This is a genomic window from Dysosmobacter sp. Phy, assembly GCF_054476235.1.
The window spans coordinates 2615842-2636707 of record NZ_CM136997.1 but is presented as its reverse complement, the minus strand read 5'-3'; the positions used below and the strand labels follow the sequence as shown (position 1 = coordinate 2636707).

General features: G+C 66.0%; 19 protein-coding genes. All 19 read right to left on the bottom strand.

Features of this window, described 5'->3' with window-relative positions:
* Positions 1-21: 21 nt before the first annotated feature.
* Positions 22-402: a DUF6291 domain-containing protein gene (locus ACVDHE_RS13080; protein ID WP_458884811.1), complete on the bottom strand. Its 381-nt coding sequence runs from the start codon at positions 400-402 to the stop codon at positions 22-24.
* A gap of 266 nt (positions 403-668) precedes the next feature.
* Positions 669-1406, bottom strand: a complete 738-nt coding sequence (locus ACVDHE_RS13075) for a YebC/PmpR family DNA-binding transcriptional regulator (protein WP_213038436.1) — start codon at positions 1404-1406, stop codon at positions 669-671.
* A gap of 5 nt (positions 1407-1411) precedes the next feature.
* Positions 1412-2203 carry a Nif3-like dinuclear metal center hexameric protein gene (locus tag ACVDHE_RS13070; RefSeq protein ID WP_458884810.1) on the bottom strand — a complete coding sequence of 264 codons (792 nt, stop codon included), beginning with the start codon at positions 2201-2203 and terminating at the stop codon, positions 1412-1414.
* Positions 2181-2894 (bottom strand): tRNA (adenine(22)-N(1))-methyltransferase, encoded by a 714-nt coding sequence (locus ACVDHE_RS13065; RefSeq protein WP_418725911.1) that lies wholly within the window; start codon positions 2892-2894, stop codon positions 2181-2183. The genes ACVDHE_RS13070 and ACVDHE_RS13065 overlap by 23 nt, the downstream gene beginning before the upstream one ends.
* A gap of 76 nt (positions 2895-2970) precedes the next feature.
* Positions 2971-3177, bottom strand: coding sequence for a DUF1858 domain-containing protein (locus ACVDHE_RS13060; protein WP_213038433.1), 207 nt, complete (start codon positions 3175-3177; stop codon positions 2971-2973).
* Between the two features lie 138 nt (positions 3178-3315).
* Positions 3316-4974, bottom strand: coding sequence for a glycosyl hydrolase family 18 protein (locus ACVDHE_RS13055; RefSeq protein WP_458884809.1), 1659 nt, complete (start codon positions 4972-4974; stop codon positions 3316-3318).
* A gap of 73 nt (positions 4975-5047) precedes the next feature.
* Positions 5048-5554, bottom strand: a complete 507-nt coding sequence (locus ACVDHE_RS13050; protein ID WP_213038430.1) for an amidase domain-containing protein — start codon at positions 5552-5554, stop codon at positions 5048-5050.
* 1058 nt (positions 5555-6612) lie between these two features.
* Positions 6613-8295, bottom strand: a complete 1683-nt coding sequence (gene recN, locus ACVDHE_RS13045; RefSeq protein ID WP_418725914.1) for a DNA repair protein RecN — start codon at positions 8293-8295, stop codon at positions 6613-6615.
* 696 nt (positions 8296-8991) lie between these two features.
* A complete protein-coding gene (locus tag ACVDHE_RS13040; RefSeq protein WP_213038428.1) occupies positions 8992-9441 on the bottom strand; it encodes an arginine repressor in 450 nt (149 codons plus the stop codon).
* Entirely contained in the window at positions 9431-10312 is an 882-nt protein-coding gene (locus ACVDHE_RS13035) for an NAD(+)/NADH kinase (protein ID WP_458884808.1), read from the bottom strand. The genes ACVDHE_RS13040 and ACVDHE_RS13035 overlap by 11 nt, the downstream gene beginning before the upstream one ends.
* On the bottom strand, positions 10309-11133 hold the full coding sequence (locus tag ACVDHE_RS13030; RefSeq protein WP_458884807.1) for a TlyA family RNA methyltransferase: 825 nt from the start codon (positions 11131-11133) through the stop codon (positions 10309-10311). The genes ACVDHE_RS13035 and ACVDHE_RS13030 overlap by 4 nt, the downstream gene beginning before the upstream one ends.
* Positions 11130-12983 carry a 1-deoxy-D-xylulose-5-phosphate synthase gene (gene dxs, locus ACVDHE_RS13025; protein WP_458884806.1) on the bottom strand — a complete coding sequence of 618 codons (1854 nt, stop codon included), beginning with the start codon at positions 12981-12983 and terminating at the stop codon, positions 11130-11132. The genes ACVDHE_RS13030 and dxs overlap by 4 nt, the downstream gene beginning before the upstream one ends.
* Positions 12984-13000: 17 nt before the next feature.
* Positions 13001-13558: a DUF21 domain-containing protein gene (locus tag ACVDHE_RS13020; protein ID WP_418725906.1), complete on the bottom strand. Its 558-nt coding sequence runs from the start codon at positions 13556-13558 to the stop codon at positions 13001-13003.
* 2096 nt (positions 13559-15654) lie between these two features.
* On the bottom strand, positions 15655-16530 hold the full coding sequence (gene xerD / locus ACVDHE_RS13015) for a site-specific tyrosine recombinase XerD (protein ID WP_458884805.1): 876 nt from the start codon (positions 16528-16530) through the stop codon (positions 15655-15657).
* A gap of 34 nt (positions 16531-16564) precedes the next feature.
* Positions 16565-17107, bottom strand: coding sequence for a hypothetical protein (locus tag ACVDHE_RS13010; RefSeq protein ID WP_458884804.1), 543 nt, complete (start codon positions 17105-17107; stop codon positions 16565-16567).
* 452 nt (positions 17108-17559) lie between these two features.
* On the bottom strand, positions 17560-17967 hold the full coding sequence (locus ACVDHE_RS13005) for a TIGR04086 family membrane protein (RefSeq protein ID WP_213038423.1): 408 nt from the start codon (positions 17965-17967) through the stop codon (positions 17560-17562).
* Positions 17968-18039: 72 nt separating this feature from the next.
* Positions 18040-18405: a preprotein translocase subunit YajC gene (yajC, locus tag ACVDHE_RS13000; RefSeq protein WP_213038422.1), complete on the bottom strand. Its 366-nt coding sequence runs from the start codon at positions 18403-18405 to the stop codon at positions 18040-18042.
* Positions 18406-18487: 82 nt separating this feature from the next.
* Entirely contained in the window at positions 18488-19621 is a 1134-nt protein-coding gene (tgt, locus tag ACVDHE_RS12995) for a tRNA guanosine(34) transglycosylase Tgt (protein ID WP_458884803.1), read from the bottom strand.
* Between the two features lie 137 nt (positions 19622-19758).
* On the bottom strand, positions 19759-20643 hold the full coding sequence (locus ACVDHE_RS12990) for a cation diffusion facilitator family transporter (RefSeq protein ID WP_458884802.1): 885 nt from the start codon (positions 20641-20643) through the stop codon (positions 19759-19761).
* Positions 20644-20866: the final 223 nt, after the last annotated feature.

Genomic DNA, 20866 nt, shown 5'->3' with positions numbered 1-20866 from the left:
GGCAACCGACCGGTGGTCGAGTCACGGTTTGTCCCGCTGATCGATGTACGGCTTCATCCACGCCACGTCCTCTATGTCCGGTTCTTCCTTTCCGGCGGCGCCAGATGGGCGCGCCTCCCACCGCCGGGCCGCCGCGGCCTGATAGCGCCGCTGCTTGTCCTTCCACTTCTCCGTGTCCCGGCGGATGGTCTCGGCCAGAAAGCGGTATGCCATGCGTCCCGCATCGTTCAGCAGCGGATACTGCTCTAACATCTCCTCCGGGTCGATGGGGGCTTTGTCCGCTGCGATGGCGTACCGGTACAGCAGGAGCAGCAGTTCTCCCCGCTGCTCTGCGGGCAGGGCCGCAATGCTGTTGAAATTATCGAAATACAGCATAAAGCTCTTCTTACGTTCTTCTGCCAATCAAGCACCTCCTCTTGTAAAGGGCTGCCCTCTCCCCTTTTGTTGCACGGAACCGTGCAACTCCCGGGAGGATTTTATAAAATTTTCCCGTTATGGTAAGGGCTATGGTAAGAGTCAGAGTCATTCTTATGGTTAGGGTAATGGGGCCCGGCAGGGCGTGCCGCGGCGGCACATTGCACAAAAGAAAAGTTTTGTTGAATGTGGAGGCGCAAAAAAGAGGAACGGCGTTCGCCGCTCCTCTTCTCTCCGCGATGGACGGTACCCGCTCAGTCGTTATCCCAGTTGTGCCAGACGTTCTGCACGTCGTCGCTGTCCTCCAGCATGTCGATCAGCTTCTCCATGTTCTTCACGTCGCCCTCGGCGGTGAGGGTGATGTAGTTCTGGGGAACCATCTCGATGTCGGCGTTGACGAACACGTAGCCCTTGGCCTCCAGGGCCTTGACCACGTCGTTGAAGGCGTCGGGATCGGTGGTGATCTCCAGGGCGCCGCCCTCGGACTGGAAGTCCTCGGCACCGGCCTCCAGGGCGTCCATCATGACGGTGTCGTCCTCCAGCTCGCCCTCGGAGTTGTCGATGACGATGACGCCCTTCTTGTCGAAGGACCAGCTCACGCAGCCCTGGGCGCCCATGTTGCCGTTGCACTTGTCGAAGGCGTGACGGACCTCCGGCGCGGTGCGCTGGCGGTTGTCGGTCAGGGCCTCCACGATGACGGCCACGCCGCCGGGGCCGTAGCCCTCGTAGGTGACGGCCTCGTAGTTCTCGGTGCTGCCGGCGCCCAGAGCCTTGTCGATGGTGCGCTTGATGTTGTCGTTGGGCATGTTCACGGCCTTGGCCTTGGCGATGACGGTGGCCAGGCGGGAGTTGTTGTTGGGGTCGCCGGAGCCGCCGCCCTCTTTGACGGCCACGATGATCTCCTTGGCGATCTTGGTGAAGGCGGCGGAGCGCTTGGCGTCGGCCGCACCCTTGGTTTTCTGAATGTTATGCCACTTGGAATGTCCGGACATGGTGATTACTCTCCTTCAACACAGTATTGGATCACTTCCCGGTGGGAAGCGGATTTGAAAACGGCCAGTTCGGGGAACCGATCCGTCAGATACGAGACCAGGCGGGCGCAGACGGGGTTTTCCGTTGGGAAGTGGCCGGCGTCGATCAGATTGACGCCCATCCCCTCTGCGTCCAGGAATTGGTGGTAGCTCAGGTCCGCCGTCACGAAGGTGTCGCACCCGGCGGCGACGGCGTGGCGGATGTAGTCCGAGCAGGCGCCGCCGCCCACCGCCACGCGGCGGACCGGCTTTCCGCACCCGGCGTACCGGACGCCGTTGGCGTGGAGATCGCGGCAGACCTTGCGGGCAAAGTCCTGTAAGGGCGTGGGACTTGACAGCGTTCCCACCCGGCACAGGCCCTCCGGGTCCCCCAGGGGCCCAGGGTCCTCCAGCCCCAGGGCGGCGGCGAAGGCGTCGTTGACGCCGCCGGGGGCCACGTCCAGGTTGGTGTGCATACAGATGGCGGCCACGCCGCTGCGCAGCAGCCGCAGCAGCAGGTGGCCCTGGGCCGTGTCGGACCGGACGGTCTGCACCGGCAGCCACTTGCAGTTCATGACGGGGTGGTGGCTCACGATCAGCTCACAGCCCTGCGCAATGGCCTCGGCGGCCACGGCCTCGGTGATGTCCAGGGCCACGCAGACCTTGGTCACTTCCCGGTCCGGGTCGCCCAGCAGGTGGCCCACATTGTCCCAGTCCATGGCGCCCTCTCTGGGGGCCAGGTCGAACAGGGCCTGTTCAATTTCCCGTACCGTTGGCATGGCGCCACTCCTCTCTCAGCTCCAGCAGCTCCGTCAGCACGTCCCGGACGGCATCGGCCTTCGCCGCGTCCTCCGGTCGGGCGGAGCGTCCCAGCCCCGCCGCCGCCGCTTGCAGCTGGATGATTTTCTCGATCAGATACCGGTCCCCCAGGGGGTCGGAGGCGATGCGGGGGCCGCACAGCAGCCGCCCCGGAGACAGGGTCATCTCCCCTGCCCCGGCCTCCAGCACCGGGTAGATGTGGCCCCGGTCCTCCACCAGGGCCTCCCGGCGGATGGCGTAACCGTGGTCCGCCAGGAACGCCCGCAGCGTCTCGCCCCGGCTCTGGGGCTGGAGCAGCAGGGTGTGGCGGCCGTCGGCGGTCCAGGGGGCCGCGGCCAGGATGGCGGCGATGTTCTCGCCCCCCATGCCGGCGATGGTGACGGTGTCGCACTCGCCGGGGCCCACGGCGGCCAGGCCGTCGCACAGGCGGAAGTCGATGCCGTCCGCCCCGTAGGCGGCGGCGTTTTCCCGGGCCCGGCTCAGGGGGCCGGGACGCAGGTCGCTGGCCACGGCGGAGCTGATGCGCCCCCGGAGCCGCAGCCAGATGGGCAGGAGGCCGTGGTCCGTGCCCACGTCGGCCAGCCGCGCCCCCTGGGGCACCCAGTCCGCCAGCAGCGCCAGCCGCGCCGACAGTTCCAGTCGTTTTTCCACGCGCTACCTCCGGAAACCGGCACAGGGACGCATACGGAGCTTTTGCTCCGTATGCGTCCCTCGGTCGTTGTTGGGTTTACTGAGGCTTGTTGGCCTCCTCGTTCACCAGGGCCAGCAGCTTCTCGCAGTCCACGCCGTGGACCATGCAGGCCTCCTCCACGGTCTCGCCCCGGGAAGAGGGGCAGCCCAGGCAGTGCATGCCGATGGACAGGAAGATGGGGGCGGTGTGAGGGGCGATATCCAGAATATCACCGATGATGGTGTCCTTGGTAATGGTGATCATGGGAGATTCCTCCAGTTGTGAAATTGCGGGGCCTGTCCCCTGTGGGACGTCTGCGGACCGCCGCCGGAATATTATACCCCATCATAGCCCGGATTTCAATAGAAAATCCCGGCCCGGCCGGGATTTTCCGCAAGTTTTTCAGTTCAGGGCGTCCGTCCAGCTCCAGTTGCCGTAGGCGGGCACGGTGCCCAGGCGCCACACGGACACGCCGGTGATGCCCAGGAGCTTGGCCGCGTCGATCCGGGAGCGGACGCTCTCGGCGTCGTCGTACCAGACGAAGCAGGCGCTGCCGTCCTCGGTGGTGTAGACGGCGTAGGGGCAGCGGAAGGTGTTGGACCGGCCCCGGACGGTGCCGGCCTGGCCCAGCCGCTGGGCCAGGGTGTCGTTGGAGATGTAGAAGGGCGCGGCGGCGGTGAGGGTCAGGTCCGTGGTGCTGCTGACCTTCCAGGCCACGTTCTTGCAGCTGATGCCCAGCACCAGCTTGTCCGCGCTCTGCCCGGCGGCGGTCACCTGATCCACGGCGGTCTTGAGGGACCAGTACACCTGGTCCATGGGGGACGTGGGGGCGGCGGTCAGGGCGCTGGCCCCGGCGGCCATGCTGCGGTCCTCGTAGTCGTAGGCCATGAGGATCACCTTGTCGGCCAGGGCGGCGATCTTCCCCAGCTCATAGCCGTCGTAGTAGCTGCCGGTGGTCAGAGCCGGGGACACGCACACGTACAGGCTCTTGTCCAGGGCCCGGACCTGCTGGGCGAGGTCCGTGAGGAAGGCGGTGAAGGCCGCGGCGTCGGCGCTGCGCAGGCCCTCGAAGTCGATGGTGACGCCGCTGTACGGATTTCTGCCCACGGTCTTGTAGGACACAGTCAGCTCGCCCAGGATCTGCTCCACCGCCTGGGCCCGGCCGTCGGCGGAGGAGAGCAGGGCCTTCAGGTCCTCCCCCTCCATAAAGACGTTCAGGTGCAGCTTCACGCTGTTGTTCTCCGCCTGGGCCACCACTTCCTCGTAGCCCTGGGGCACGGCGTACTCGTTGCCGTCGGCGGTGGTGGTGGCGAGAAGCGCCGTGGTACCGTCCCAGGTCATGCGGCTCCACCCGGCGCTGACGGCGTCCATGGAATTCATCAGGCTCAGCTGGCTGTAAGAGGAGATGGCGTAGAAGCCGTGGAGGAAGCCGGTGTCCTGCCGGAGCTTCTCGTAGATCCGCACCAGCATGGCCGCCGCCTGGGCCCGGGTGGCGGTCTCATTGGGGCCGAAGGTGGTGGCGGTGGTGCCCTTGGTCATGCCGATGTCATAGGCCACGGAGATGTACCCCTTCCCTGCCGTCACATCGGTGAAGGGCAGGTCGGCGTTTTTCTCCGCGATGGCGGCGGCGCCGCCCAGGCCCAGGGCCCGGACCAGGATCTCGGACATCTCGCCCCGGGTGATGGGGTCCGTGGGCCGGAAGGGCTCGTCGGTGTCCACCCAGCCGTATTCCGCCGCGGCGTCGATGGAGCTGTAATAGGCCCTGACGGCGTCGTACTCCACCTGCATCTCAGGGGTGATGTGGCCCACCAGGGTGGTGTCGCCGTCCTGGGGCAGCAGCATCCGGTCCAGCACCGTGACGAACTGGGCCCGGGTCATGGGGTCGGCGTAGCCGAAGGTTCCGGCGCTGTACCCGTTCATGAGGCCGTAGCCCACGGCCTTTTCCACCTCGGAGGCCAGGGCGCTGCCGGAGGGCACGTCGCTGTACGCCGCGGAGGCGGGCACAGCCGCCAGGGCGCACAGCAGCGCCAGGGACAATAGACACGAACACAGCTTTTTCATGGTGGTTCCCCCCTGTTTGATTTGGGATTATGGTAACCCCGGCGGGGCGGAAAATCATGAACAAACTGTGAACTCACGGTATGAGCGTGCCCAAAATATGGAGAAAGCGGATCTTCTGGAAGGTGTAGGTGGAAAGGGGCCGGTTGTCGGCGTCGTAACTGTGGGCGGCGATGAGCACGTCGCTTAAGGCGCGGACGGGCCGCCGCAGGGCCACTACCACCGGCGTGTGCTGGAAGGTCTCGCCGCTGAAAGACAGCTGCACCAGGTCCCCCGGCCGCAGATCGGCCAGGTCGCACTCCACCCCCACGGGGCCCTGGGAGATCTCCCGCCGGGTCATGAAGTTCCAGAAGAACTCCACGCCGGTCCAGGCGGGGGCCTTCTGGTTGGCGTCGATGTAGTACCAGCCCAGGTCTGGGGTGAAGTTCATGACGCCGCTGCCGGCGAACACGCACTGGGAGGCGAAGTTGGTGCAGTCGCCGCCCACCTCCTCGTAGTCGTAAAAGGCCGGGTTGCGGCCGTAGGCCCAGCGGTGGGCGTAGCGGACCACCGCCCGGCGGTCGTAGTTGGGGACAAAGCGCATAGAGGGGCCCTCCTTCCGTTTGGCACAGTCTATGCGCCGGGCGGGACGGAGGTGCGGGGCACTTCTCCCCTGGCGGAGACTCCGCCGTGATCCATGGCGGAGAGCCCGCCCCCTCCCCTCGGGAGAATGTGTTCGGCGCGCACACTGGGGTGAATGAAGGGGGCCTGTCCGGGATGTTTCGCGAAGCCTTCTCCCCTGGCAAAGAGCCTTCCCCCGCCGGGGGAAGGTGGACGGCCAAAGGCCGGACGGATGAGGGGGCCGGGAACGGAGGCGTATCGTTGAGTGCCGTCCCTTGCCCGGCGGGCCAGGTGGGCGCGCCGTCCCCGCGGGGATCCGCCCCCATTTTCTTTTGTCTTGACAAAAGAAAACGGCCGCGGCCGGTCAAAAGAAAACCGCCGGGGCGGCAAAACGCCCCGGCTGGGGCGTTTTGCCGAAATACGGGGGTCGTGCGAAGCGGTCTTGCGGGCATCGTCAGCCCCGTCGTCCCTGCGCTATGCCCCGGTGGTCGAAATACTCTTGTGCCGCATAGATCCTGCGGCGGAGGGACGGGGGAGGTAGACGATTTGGTTTGCTTCTCTTTCCGCTGCCGCTGCTTGGGCGCTTACGGAAAGCTCCAGCAGCGGCTTCGGACCTGGAACTGCGGACCTTACGGCGGAGGGCTGGGGGTGCTTGTCGACTTGGTCTGCTCCTTGTTCCGCCACAGCGTGCTGCCAGCCTCCATCAAACGCCAAGTGAGCGGCAGCGGAAAGCGGCGCTGGTCCATTCGTTTCCCGCCCCGTCTGCCCACCCAGAGTGGTTATGCGGGGACCAGGCTCTTCAACCGCCAGGGTAAGGCGCAGGGTCGACGGGGCTGACGACGCCCCCCGGACCGCTTCGCACGACCCCCGTACTCACGAAAGGGCGGCCCATCCGGGTCGCCCTTTCGTCATAGCGCTCTTCTCTTTTGGACCGGCCGCGGCCCGTTTTCTCTTTTTGGTAAAAAGAGAAAATGGGGGGCGGATCCCCCGCAGGAAACCTGCGCCTCCCGGAGGCCCTCCGGGTCAAATCCGCCCCCGGCATCACAGCCCCTTCCGGTAGGCCTCCGCCGCGTCCAGCAGCTCCCCGGCGCTCTCCAGCAGGGCCGGCGTCACCGCCGCGCCGCCGGTGATCCGGGCCAGCTCGGCCTTCCGCTGTTCCCGGTCCAGCAGCACAACGTGTGTAAAGGTCCTCCCCTTTGCTTCCCCCTTCTCCACAGAGAAGTGGGTGTCCGCCATGGCGGCCAGCTGGGGCAGATGGGTCACGCACAGCACCTGCTTGCGGCGGCTGACCTGGGCCAGCTTCTCCGCCACCTTCTGGGCCGCCCGGCCGCTGACGCCGGTGTCCACCTCGTCAAAGACCAGGGTCCCCACGGACTCCTGCTCCGCCAGCACATTCTTCAGCGCCAGCATGATCCGGGCCAGCTCGCCGCCGGAGGCGATCCTGGCGATGGGCCGCAGGTCCTCCCCCACGTTGGCGGACATCAAAAAGCGGATGGCGTCGCAGCCGTCGGGCCCTGGCTGGCGGGGCGTAAACTCGATGGCAAAGCGCACCCGGCGCATGTCCAGGTCCCGCAGCTCGCTCTGGATCCGCGCCTCCAGGGCCGCCGCCGCCTGGCGCCTGGCCTCGGTCAATGTCGCGCCGGCGGCCAGTACCGCCTGCTGCGCCTTGGCGTGCTGCTTTTCCAGCCGGAGCAGGGTGTCGTCCGCCGTCTCCATGGCGTCCAGCTCCTCCCGGCACCGGTCCAGGTAGGCGATGCACTCCTCCACCGTGGCGCCGTACTTCTTCTTCAGCCGGTACAGCAGGTCCGTGCGGCTCTCCACCGCGTCCAGCTCCGCCGGGGAGAAGTCGAACTCCGCCCGCTTGTCCCGGATAGTCTCGGCAAGGTCATATACTTCACAGCGGGCCTCTTCCAAGCGTTTGTACAGCTCCGCCAGGTCTCCGCCCAGGTTCCGGACGGAGGCCATGGCCGCCTCGGCCTCCCGCAGGGCCGTGACGGCGCCGCCGCCCTCGTCGTCGCCGCTTAAGGCATAGTCCGCACCGGAGAGGGCGGAGAGATACTTCTCGCCGTTGCGCAGCAGCTCCCGCCGCTCCAGCAGGGCCTCCTCCTCCCCCGGCGTCAGTTCCGCCCGCTCCAGCTCGCCGATCTGGAACCGGAGGGAGTCCATGCGCCGGGCCTTCTCCGCCTCGTCCATCCGCAGGGCGGCCATCTTGGCCGCCAGGTCCGCCATGACGCCGTAGGCGGCGCGGTAGGCCTCCAGCGGCGCGTCGGTGCGGCCGAAGCGGTCCAGATAGGCGCAGTGGCGCTCCTCGTCCAGCAGCTGCGCGCCGTCGTGCTGGCCGTGGATGTTCAGCAGTTCCCCGCCGATCTGCCGCAGCTGGGCCACGGTGACAGGGCGGCCATTGGCTCGGCAGGCGTTCTTGCCGTCCTCATAGATCTCCCGCTGGAGCAGCAGCTCGCCGTTCTCATCGGGCGATACGCCGCAGGCGGCAAGACCCGGCAGGTCCGCCGGAAGGTTGGAAAAGCAGGCGCTGACGAAGGCCCGGTCCGCCCCGGTGCGGATCAGCTCCCGGGAGGTCCGGCCGCCCAGCACGGCGCCCATGGCGTCGATGACGATGGACTTGCCGGCGCCGGTCTCGCCGGTGAGGGCGTTGAAGCCGGGGCGGAAGCGGATGTCCGCCTCCTCGATGACGGCAATATTCTCGATGTGCAGCAGGTCCAGCATGAAAACTCCTCCTTGGGGAAGGATATGCCCTCCCCCGGGGGAGGGCGGGTGGCCGGAAGTCTTCCGGGGAGATCCACCCCCCATTTTCTTTTCGGTCTTGCCGAAAAGAAAACGGGCCGTGGACGGTCCAAAAGAAAAGGCGCTGAGACGGACAGGCGTCCCGCCTGCCCGTGGGCGCGGGGGTCGTGCGGATCGGTGCGGCGGACATCAAGGCATCGCCGTCCCTGCGCCTTACCTTGGCAGGCGAAATACCCTGGAGCCGCACAGACCGTGCGGCGGGCAGACGGGGTGCAATACCGCTTTTGCCCCTGCTCCATTCTCCGCGCGTTACGCGCTGCCCCGGTGGTCTCTGTGGACTTTCCCATTTGGTCGCAGGGGCGGATAGCGGGCGTTCCTTCATCTGGCTGGCTTCCGGCCAGCCGCGCCTTCCCCGGAGGGGATGGCGCGCACCAGTGTCCGGCGTATCTGATCGTCCCGGCGGAATTCACTTCCGCCGGGACCCCTCTGCCCGCGAAAGCAGCCAAAAGCCAGAAACCACGGGTCTTTCGCCTCCGGCAGGAAAGGGATCCATTTTCGGCAGGACATGTGCCTGCCGAAAATCCCCCGGCCTGCGCGCCCTTGGGGCGCGCGCACCAGTGACACCGGTCACTGGTGGTGGGGTGGTTAGGAGGGGAGCCTGCTCCCCTCCTACTTCACTCACAGCATCTCCTTGATCTCCTCGCAGAAGGTGGCGGCGGAGTCCGCGTCCTTCATGACCAGAAAGGCCGTGTCGTCCCCGGCCAGGGACCCCACCATATAGGCGATGTCCATGTCGTCCAGGGCGGCGCAGGCGGCGCTGGCCAGGCCCGGCATGGTCTTGACCACCACGATGTTCTGGGCGCTTTCGATGCTGGTGATGCTCTCCCGGAAGATGGTCCGCAGCTTCTCCGCGAAGTTCAGCCGGGTCCGGTTGCCGGAGACGGCGTACTTGTACACGCCCCGGCCCACCGGCTCCTTGATCAGGTGCATCTGCTTGATGTCCCGGGAGATGGTGGCCTGGGTGCTGGAGATGCCCCGCTCCTGGAGCCGGGTGAGCAGCTGCTCCTGGGTCTCGATGTTTTCCTGGGAAATGATCTCGAGGATCATGCTTTGACGGTCATTTTTCATGGTCTACAAACCCTCCCGGCAACATTTTTTGGGCAAAGATCTCGCAGAAGCTCCGCTCCGACAGCCGCACCAGCTTCACGGCGTGCTTGGAGCGGCGGACGAACACCTTGTCGTCGGACTTCAATGCGAAGGCGCGGCTCTCGTCCACGCACAGGTACACCGGCTTGCGGCCGTTGCGCTCCAGCTCGATGGTCAGCACGTGCTCCGGCGAGAGGACATAGGAAGAAAAGCGCATATTGTGGATGCAGATGGGACAGACCACCATGGTCTGGGCCACCGGCTCCACCACCGGTCCCCCGGCGGAGAGCGAGTAGGCCGTGGACCCGGTGGGGGTGGCGATGATGACGCCGTCCCCGGCGATGTCCGCCAGGTGCCGCCCGTCGGAGGCGATCTTCAGATGGATCACGTGGGAGATGGGGCCCTCCCGGATCACCGCGTCGTTGAGGCCCAGGTTCGTGTAGATCTGGCGGCCCTCCCGCTGGACGGACACGTCCAGCATCATGCGCTGCTCCGTCTGGAAGTCCCAGTCCTTCAGCCTGCGCAATGTCTCCAGCTCTCCGGCCTCCAGCTCCGCGATGAACCCCAGACCGCCCATGTTGATGCCCAGCACCGGGATCTTGTTGAGGGCCACCAGCTTGGCAAGGTGCAAAATCGTGCCGTCCCCGCCGAAGGTGATCAGCAGGTCCGCGGTCTTGAGCTCCGCCGTCAGGGGCTTCACGTCGTAGTCCCCGAAGGCCCCCTCCTTCTGGTCCCGGAAGGGCGAGCACACCACGGTCTCAAAGCCCAGCTCCTTCAAAATGGCCTCCGCCTGGCGGGTGCAGACCATGCCCCGGTCCCGGTTGGGGTTGGGACAGAGAATGATCTTTTTCATGACGCCCCTCCTTCCCCGTGCTCCCGCAGGACCTGGTGGGACTCGGCCACCAGGGCGCTGAGGTCCGGGATCTGATCCGGGGCGTCGCTCTTTTCCAGATACCCCAGATATTCGATGTTGCCCTCAGGTCCCCGGATGGGTGAGTATGTGATCCCAAGGACCGACAAGTGGTTTTCCTTTGCATGCTCCAGGAAGTGCTCCAGCACCTCCCGGTGGACGGCCGGGTCCCGGACGACGCCCTTCTTGCCCACCTTCTCCCGTCCGGCCTCGAACTGGGGCTTGATGAGGCAGGCGATGTGGCCGCCGTCTTTCAGCAGCTCCCGCAGGGCCGGGAAGATCAGCTTCAGGGAGATGAAGCTGACGTCGATGGAGGCGAAGTCCAGCATCTCGGGGATCTGCTCCGCGGTCAGATACCGGGCGTTGGTCCGCTCCAGGCACACCACCCGGGGATCGGACCGCAGCTTCCAGGCCAGCTGGCCGTAGCCCACGTCCACGGCGTAGACCCTGGCGGCGCCCTTTTGCAGCATACAGTCGGTAAAGCCGCCGGTGGAGGCGCCGATGTCGGCGCAGACGGCGCCGGTCAAGTCGATGGGGAACGCGGCCATGGCCTTTTCCAGCTTGAGACCGCCCCGGCTCACGTAGGCAAGGCCCCCCCGGACCTCGATCTCGGCGTCCTCCGGTACGGCGGTGCCGGGCTTGTCCACCCGCGCTCCTCCGACGAACACCTCGCCGCTCATGATGGCGGCCTGGGCCTTTTGCCGGCTCTCCTGGAGCCCACGCTCCACCAGCAGCACATCCAGCCGCGTTTTCTTCACACTCATGGGTCTCTCTCCTTCATCACGGCCTCCGCGATGCCCGCCGCATCCAGGCCGAAGCTGTGTTCCAGCTGGGGCACGGTGCCCTCCGGGGCGAAGGTCTTGCCCAGGTTCTTCAAAATCACATGTCTGGGGGCCATCCCAGCCTCCGCCAGGATGGACGTCACCCGCTGCCCCAGGCACCCGGCGCCGAAGGCGTCCTCCGCCACCAGCAGGGTCTGCGTGTCCGCCAGAGGCTCCGCCAGGGTCTCGTAATCCAGGGGCGAGATGCGGTTGAGCTTCACCACCCGGGCCTCCACGCCCTGCTTGGCCAGCAGCTCCGCCGCCTCCAGCAGGTGGTTCACCATGATGCCGCAGCCCAGCAGCGTCACGTCCTTCCCCGGCCGCAGGCACACGGCGGGGCTGTCCGCGGTGTCGTCCCGGAAGGCGCCCTCTCCCCCTCTGGGGTAGCGGACCGCCACGGGGCCGATGATGGCAAAGACCGCCTGGCGGACCATGTGCCGCAGCTCCGCGAAGTTGGACGGGCACAGCACGGTGAACCCCGGGATCTGGGAGAGGAACATGGCGTCAAAGCAGCCGTGGTGGGTCTCGCCGTCGGCGCCCACCAATCCGGCCCGGTCCACGCCCAGCACCACGTGCAGTCCCAGCAGGGCCACGTCGTGGATCAGCATGTCGTATCCCCGCTGGAGGAAGGAGGCGTACACGGCCAGGGCCGGGATCATGCCCTGCTTGGCAAGGCCCGCCGCCATGGCCACAGCGTGGCCCTCGGCGATGCCAACGTCGAAAAAGCGCTCCGGGAACTCCTTTGCAAAGCCGGTCAGGCCCGTGCCGTCCGCCATGGCGGCGGTGATGGCGCACACCCGGCGGTCCTTTGCCGCGCAGGCGGAGAGGGCGGCGCCGAACACGGAGGAGAAGTCCTCTCCCCCGCTCTTTTTCAAAAGGCCCGTCTCGGGGTCGAAGGGGCCGATGCCGTGGAACCGGTCCGGGTTCTGCTCGGCGAAGGGGTAGCCCTTGCCCTTGACGGTGTTCACGTGGACCACCACGGGGCCGTCCAGCTCCCGGGCCCACTCCAGCACGTGGATCAGCCGGTCCAGGTCGTGGCCGTCGATGGGCCCCAGGTAGGTGAAGCCCATGTCCTCGAACAGGGTGCTCCCCGGCCAGATGGCCTTTTTCAGGGAGGATTTCACCCGGTGGCTCAGCCGGTAGAGGCCGTTTTCCATGGGGTGGGCGCCGAAGAGGCCCCGGTACCACTTCTTGAAGTGGTAGTAGGCGGGCTTGGTCCGCAGGCGCCCCAGGTGGGTGGGCACGGCGCCCACGTTGGGGTTGATGGACATGCCGTTGTCGTTCAAAATGACGATCAGCGGCTCCCCGGAGGCGCCGGCGTTGTTGAGGCCCTCATAGGCAAGGCCGCCGGTCAGGGCCCCGTCCCCGATCAGGGCCAGGACGCTGTAATGTTCATGGCGCAGGGTCCGGGCCCGGGCCATGCCCAACGCCACCGACACGGAGTTGGAGGCGTGGCCGGCGATGAAGGCGTCGTGGACGCTCTCCCGGGGCTTGGGGAAGCCGGAGAGGCCCCCGAACTGCCGCAGGGTCTCAAACAGCTCCTGGCGCCCGGTCAGGGCCTTGTGGACGTAGCACTGGTGGCCCACGTCGAACACCAGCCGGTCCGACGCGGTGTCGAACACCCGGTGGATGGCCACGGTCAGCTCCACCACGCCCAGGTTGGAGGCCAGGTGTCCGCCCGTCCGGGAGACGCTCTGGACCAGGAACTCCCGCAGCTCGGCGCAGAGGGGGGCCAGCTGCTCCTTGGGCAGGGCCTTCACGTCGGCGGGAGAGTGGATTGTCTCTAAGATCACAGGTGATCGCGCTCCTCTCAGCGATGAAACAGGTGCAGAAAGCGGCCGGCCCAGTAGACCACCTTGGTGCTGCGCTGGATGGCGAAGGTCTTGCCCAGGGCCTTGCCGCCGATGGTGAGGCCGGAGATCACCGCGGTGACCGCCACGCTGACCAGCACATTCCGCAGGTCAAAGGCCTCCTGGAGGCGGGTGACGATGACGGCGGCGGTGGTGCCGCTGACGATGCCGCAGATGTCCCCCACCACGTCGTTGCAGACGCTGGAGACCTTGCCGGCGTTGCGCAGCAGCATCAGCGCCTCCTTGGCGCCCTTTTCCTTGTGGGCGGCCATGGAGTGGAAGGGCTTGGGGTCCGCGGCGGTGACGGCCACGCCGATGATGTCGAACAGGATGCCCAGGGCGATGAACAGCGCCAGGATCAGCGCCGCCGCCAGGATGCCGGCGCCGGACAGGGGCCCCTGAGAGGCCAGGCTCAGCGCCGCGGAGAGGCCGATGGCCAGGAAAAAGACCTGGATGGGCCAGGCGTAGCGCCCGGCCTGTCTGTCCCGTTTTTTCCGGGAGGTGGGATGTTCTTTCAAGGAGCTTCTCCTCTTTGTCTGTGGTGGGATGGAAAAGACAGGGGGCGCCCCCCCTGGAATGGATGGGTTCGCTAAGCCGGCGGCGGCAGAAAAGGTAAATCTTACGGCTTAGGTCCGGGTTGGATTTCCCCGCGGCGCACCTCCCGTTGCCGGTGGAGGCGGTTCCCCCTTTGGCGCCGCGGCGCGGTGTCGCCGCTCCGCGCGACCCGACTGCCACTTAGTCCGCACTGCAATCCCTTTTCTGCCTCGGAAGGAACAGCCTAGGTGTTTTCCACCGCAGTCCATCCGCTTCTTTAGCCTCTTTTGCAGGACGGGTTTCAAGGAGCGATCGGGGTGTCCGTTCCGGCCGGAACGGCAGCCCCCGTTGATCCCCTATTCACCCGGCCCACGTCAAGGCAGGCTACGTCTGCACACAGCGTTACGGCCCCACAGGACCGATGCACCGCATTGCAGGTTCACAATCTGCTTCGTACACAGGCCGAAAATACCGCGATGGGAGTACGTCTGTGCACAACAGCAGGTCTCCACGGAAACAGGGTCGGGATAACCATGCCATTGGAAAGCGCCCTGAGACCGCAAGCGCGGGGACTCCCGCGCTTCCCCCCAGCACCCACCCGAAACTGGGCGTAACAAGCAGGCACCAGAGGTTTCATCGATGTGCCCTTCGAAGGATTTTTAGGCCCTCCCTGGGAAACGGCAGATCTGACTAGGATACTGCGCCGCCGCTTAGCGAGGATTAGTATAGCACGCTCTCAATAAATATACAACATATTCCGTATATACAAACTATGAATTTTTTGTGGCCGGGGCGGCGGTCTTTGCGCAGAAGGACGAAGGGGCGGCGTCGAAGGGGCCGCGCCTCCCCCTCTTCTGCCGGAAATGACTCTGTAAGCCCCGGCGGAGAGCCCTCCCCCGAGGGTAAGAGACAACGGTCAGGTGGATGGCCGCGGGCCGGAGGGATGAGGGGATCCCTGCCTGAGATGCCCCCGCAAGGCCTCGTCCCTGACGGGAGAGCCTTCCCCCACCGGGGGAAGGTGGACGGCTGAAAGCCGGACGGATGAGGGGGACGGGACGGAGGCGTATCGTCAGGTGCCGTCCCTTGCCCGGCGGGCCGGGTGGGGGCGCGGGGTCCCCGAGGCAGATCCGCCCCCATTTTCTTTTGTCTTGACAAAAGAAAACGGCCGCGGCCGGTCAAAAGAAAGCCGCCGGGGCGGCAAAATGCCCCAGCTGGGGCGTTTTGCCGGAATACGGGGGTCGTGCGAATCGGTCCGGTGGGCATCGATGGCCCCGTCGGCCCTGCGCTATACCCCGGCAGTCGAAATACCCTGTCTCCGCATAGACCCTGCGGCGGAGGGACGTGGGTGCTTGTCGACTTGATCTGCTTCTCTTTCCGCTGCCGCTGCCTGGGCGCTCGCGAAAAGCCCCGGAAGCGGCTTCAGACCCGGAACTGCACTGCCGCGTAGGCCCTGCGGCGGAGGGGCGGGGGTACTTGTCGACTTGGTCTGCTTCTCTTTCCGCTGCCGCTGCCTGGGCGCTCGCGAAAAGCCCCGGAAGCGGCTCCGGACCCGGAACTGCGCTGCCGCTGGCCCGGTGCCGGTCAAAAGCCTGAGCGGCAGGCGGGTCCTCCATCCGCCCCTACGGCAAAATGGGACAGTTGGCTGCGCGGCACCGGCATCAGCAGGCGGAACCCATGCCCCGCCGCAGCGTGTTGCCGGGCTCTCCTCAAACGCCAGGTGAGCGGCAGCGGAAAGCGGCGCTGGTCCATTCGTTTCCCACCCCGTCCGCCCACCCAGAGTGGTTATGCGGAGACCAGGCTCTTCGACCGCCAGGGTAAGGCGCAGGGACGACGGGGCCATCGACACCCGCCCGACCGATTCGCCCGACCTCCGCACACACGAAAGGGCGGCCCGGATGGGCCGCCCTTTCGTCACAGCATCTTTTCTTTTGACTGGCGCAGCGTGAAGAAAACTTGCCGGGGGCAAGTTTTTAGCGTAGCCCCGGCCGAACTTATTTCGGCCGGGGGGAACCACGCTGGTGCTGTAAACGGGGGCGGATCCCCCGCAGGACCCCCGCGCCCCCGGAGGGGCCCCCCCTCCTCACGCCCGGGGATGAGCCTTCTGATACACGTCCTTCAGCTGGCGCTTGATCACATGGGTGTAGATCTGGGTGGAGGAGATGTCGGCATGGCCCAGCATCTCCTGGATGGACCGCAGGTCCGCGCCGTTTTCCAGCAGGTGCACGGCAAAGGAGTGGCGCAGGGTGTGGGGCGTGATGTCCTTCTGGATCCCCGCCTTCTCCTGATAGTGCTTGATGATCTTCCAGAAGCCCTGGCGGCTCATGCGCTCGCCGTTCATGTTGACGAACAGGGCCGTCTCGCCGCTGTCGGCGATCAGCTGGGGCCGGACGTCCCGGACGTAGTCCCCGATGGCCTTGACGGCGGTGTGGTACAGGGGAATGATCCGCTCCTTGCCCTTGCTCTGGCACCGGAGGAACCCGGCCGCCAGGTTCAGATCGTCCAGATCCAGGGAGATCAGCTCGCTGACCCGGATGCCGGTGGCGTAGAGCAGCTCCAGCATGGCGTGGTCCCGGAAGCCCTTGGCGTCCACGCACTGGGGCTGCTCCAGGAACATCTCCACCTCCTTGGCGGTGAGGATCTCCGGATACTTCCGCTCCGCCCGGTTGGCGGTGATGCCCTTGGCGGGGTTGGATTTGACGGTGCCGTTGGCCGTCAGGTAGTTGTAGAAGGACTTCACCGACGCCAGGAAGCGGGTGATGGAGGCGGCGGACTTGCCCCGCCCCTGCATCCAGCTCATATAGCTCTGGACCATCTCCGGCTCGGCCCGGCGCAGGTCGCTGTCCTGATAATCCCGCAGGTATTGGGAGAACTGGGACACATCCCGCAGATAGGAGCTGACGGTGTTCTGAGAGGCGTGCTTTTCCTCCGTCAGATAGGCGCCGTACTCCGCAATCAAATCAGCAGCCAGGATGCTCCCCCCTTTTCTTCAGCTACAAGATCCGCTCCAGGATCATCCCCAGCAGGGCCGGGGCCAGCAGCAGATCCGCGCACACGCCCGCCAGCAGCGCCGCCGCGCTGAGTCCCAGCCGCAGCCAGCAGCTCCGGCCGTAGATCACCGGAGCGCAGCGCCGTCCGCTCCCAAACGAGACGGCGGCCAAGGCCGCGGAGGTCCCCCAGGAGGGCACCGCCAGCAGGAAGTAGCAAGGCACCGTCACCGCGCACCGCAGCCCGAACACCGCCAGGGCCAGCAGCACCCCGTCGGCTCCGAAGGCCGCCGTGAAGCAGCACACGGAGAAGGACAGGAAAAACCCGTAGGCCATGGTCACGCAGGGCAGCAGCACCACGCCGATGGAGGCAAAGCCCAGCAGAAAGGCCAGCAGCGGGTATCGGAAATAGATCACCACCGCGGACAGCGCCGCGGCGGCGGACCGTCCCGTCTGCCCGCCCACGCGGACATAGTCCTCCAGATATCTGTTCAGTTCCGCTCCGGTCTCCGCCGGCACCCGTCCCGCCAGGACCTGTCCCAAAATCACGCCGGCCAGGAAACAAAGAGCCAGCAGGAGCAGGCGAGGCAGTGAGTGCGCCGGAGACAGCGGGTGTTTGTTGCGTCCGTTCCCCTTCAATCCGCCTCACCTCGCTCCACTATATGAGCCGGGCGGCGGATTTATGAAACGGTTAACGTAAACCTTGCTCTGTTCTAATATAGTGCAAATCCCCTGATTTTTCAAGGAATTTACTGGAAGTTTGCGTTTTTTGTGATTTATGACAAAATATTATGTAAACTGTATTATGTTAACTTATGCAACAGACACCTGCCGCGTCCCGGAGACCGGGCCAAACAGAGGCAACATCTTGTAGACATAACGACGGCGGCGCCCCATATTTGCCGGCGCCGCCGTGACCCATCCCGGCCGCGCTCCCCCCTCCCCTCCGGGACGGAAACGCAGGGCCGCTGTGAAATTTCGGTAAAATGCACAAGAGCCGCTTACTTCCGCCGGGGCCGCTTCCGGGTCCGCTTGCCGCCCTTCCGGCCCAGCAGACCGCCCAGTCCACCGGCTCCCAGGGCGCACAGCAGCACCACACCGCCCCGGCCGGTCCAGGCCACCTGCTGCCAGCACAGCACTCCCAGCGCCGCCAGCACCGCCGCCACTCCGGCCCCGCAGCCAAGTCCGCTGACCAGCGTGCCCCAGGGGCATTTTGCCGCGCTGTACAGCGCCCCCGCCAGGGTGGCCAGGACGCAGGCCGCAGCCACAGCCGGGAACGTCTGGCTCTCCCCCAGCACGCCCTTCACCGCCAGCAGTGCCAGCAGGGGCTGGGCCAGCAGATCGATCCCCAGGGCCAGACCGATCCCCTGGGCCAGCGGCACCCAGGCCGCCCTTTTCCCTTTTGCCATAAAAAAGCCCTCCCTCGTCCAATGCTCTCACTGGAGCATATGACGGGGGAGGACGGTTTTATGAGGGAGATCTTACTTTTCCTCTTCCTCGGGGGCGGGGATCTCGTCCACAGGCTCCTCAGCGGGCTCCTCGGCGGACTCCTTCTTCTCCTTCTTCTCCTTGACGGGCTCGGTGGAGGCCTGAACGCCGGTGGTGGAGATGGCCCACTTGGTGATCTCCATGCGGACGCGGTCCTCGCTGGTCTCGATGACCAGGGTGTCGGGGTTGACCATGACGATCTTGCCGACGATGCCGCCGATGGTAGTGATCACGTCGCCCTTCTTCAGGCTGTCACGCATCTCCTGGGCCTTCTTCTTCCGCTTGTTCTCGGGCCGGATCAGCAGGAAGTAGAACACGGCGATCAGGACCACCAGCATGATAATGGATTCGTAAGTCATAGTACGCGAAGCTCCTTTTTCTTATAATCAGAACGGGACTATTATACCAAATATCCCTATATTTGCAAGCACTTTTTTGTCCTCAGGCCCGCCGCTCCAGCTGTCCGCTGTACCGCTGCCGGAAGTCCGCGAAGGTCCCCTCCTCGATGGCGGCGCGGATCTTCGCCATCAGCTCGTTGTAGAACCAGAGGTTGTGCAGCACCGCCAGCCGCAGCGCCAGCACCTCGTCGGCCTTGAAAAGGTGCCGCAGGTACGCCCGGGAGTGATTGCGGCACACCGGGCAGCCGCAGCTGCCGCTGACGGGCCGGTCGTCGGTGGCGTACTTCTCATTCATGATGTTGACGGTGCCCTCCCATGTGAAGAGCTTGCCGTGGCGGCCGTTGCGGGAGGGCATCACGCAGTCGAAGAAGTCCACCCCCCGGCTGACGGCCTCGATGATGTTGCTGGGGGTGCCCACGCCCATGAGATACCGGGGCTTGTCCGCCGGCATGTGGGGCTCCACGGCGTCGATGATCTCGTACATCACCTCCGCCGGCTCCCCCACGGCAAGGCCGCCGATGGCGTAGCCGTCGCAGTTTAGCTTTGCGATCTCCTTCATGTGCCACACCCGCAGGTCCGGGAAGGTGGCGCCCTGGTTGATGCCGAAGAGCATCTGCTTGGGATTCACCGTGTCCGGCAGGCTGTTCAAGCGGTCGTGCTCGGTCTTGCACCGCGCAAGCCACCGGGCCGTCCGCTCACAGCTGGCCTTGGCGTACTCGTAGGTGGCCGGGTTCTCCACGCACTCGTCGAAGGCCATGGCGATGTCGCTGCCAAGGTTGGACTGGATGCGCATGGACTCCTCGGGGCCCATGAAGATCCTGTGGCCGTCGATGTGGGAGGCGAAGGTGACGCCCTCCTCCTTGATCTTCCGCAGCGACGCCAGGGAGAACACCTGGAACCCGCCGGAGTCGGTGAGGATGGGGCCGTCCCAGTTCATGAACCTGTGGAGCCCGCCCATCTGCCGGACGATGTGGTCGCCGGGCCGCAGGTGCAGGTGGTAGGTGTTGCTCAGTTCGATCTGGCAGCCCACCTCTTTGAGGTCCAGGGCGCTGACGCCGCCCTTGATGGCCGCCTGGGTGCCCACGTTCATGAACACCGGCGTCTGGACCACGCCGCCGTGGGCGCAGGAAAACTGGCCGCGCCGGGCGCGGCCCTCTTGTTTGAGAACCTGAAACATAGTGATCCTCCTGTGGATATGAGCCGCCTCCGCCCCGCCGGGCGGGCAGGCCATTCAAGTTATTATAGTCCATCCCGCCGCCGGGCGCAAGACAAAAAGCGCCGGAGCCAATGGCTCCGGCGCTCCAAACGCCATTTTCAGCCCTCCACCCGGGCGGGATTCACGTGGACCATGCAGTGCTTGATCTGGGGGAAGCCCGCCTCCAGGGCGTCGTGGACGGCCTGGGCGGTGGCGTGGGTCTCGTTGAGGGTCAGCTCCCCGTCGGCCCGGATCTCCACGTCCACGTAGATCCGGTCGCCGAAGAGGCGGGTATTCAGGGTATCTACCCCCAGCACGCCGGGCTGGGAGAGCACAGAGTTCTCCATCTCCTCCGCCAGCTCCGGGGCGCAGGCGTGGTCCGTCATCCGCTCCAGGGCGTCGGACAGGATATCCCAGGCGGCCTTGAGGATGAACAGGCAGATCACCACGGAGGCGATGGGATCCAGCACCGGCCAGCCCAGCCGGGCGCCCAGGATGCCGGCGAAGCTGCCCACGGAGGACAGCGCGTCGGACCGGTGGTGCCAGGCCTCCGCCATGAGGGCGCTGGAGTCGATGCGCCGGGCCGCGGCCCGGGTGTACCAGAACATGGCCTCCTTGACCACGATGGACACCACCGCGGCCGCCAGGGCCAGGGCGCCGGGCGACGCCAGCTCCTCCCCGCCCAGGATCTTCTGCACGCCGGACCAGCCGATGCCAACGCCCGTGGCGCCCAGGATGATGCCCAGCACCAATGCGGCCACGCACTCCAGCCGCTCGTGGCCGTAGGGATGGTCCGCGTCGGCGGCCCGGCCCGCCAGCTTCACCCCCAATATCACGATGAGGGTGGCCAGCACGTCGGAGGCGGAGTGGACGGCGTCGGACACCATGGCCCCGGACCGGGCCAGGATGCCGGCGGCGAATTTGAACAGCGACAGCGCCACGTTGATGACGATGGTGATGGTGGACACGTTCACGGCCACCCGCTCATGCTCCCTTGGATTCATAATCGTTCCTCCCTGCTCCGGCATTCCGCCGTCCCGTCCGGTGTGCCGGACTGCCGCGTCCGCGGCCCGACCCGCCCTCCCAGGCGGCAGGTCTGCATGGCTGCCTCCGCCGCGGGCGCGGCATCGGCAAGCCGGGAGTTTTCTAATTAAGATACCATATGCAAACAGCACTGTCAAGGTGTTTTGCAAACGTTTGTCTTGACAAACTGCGCGTTTTTTCTCC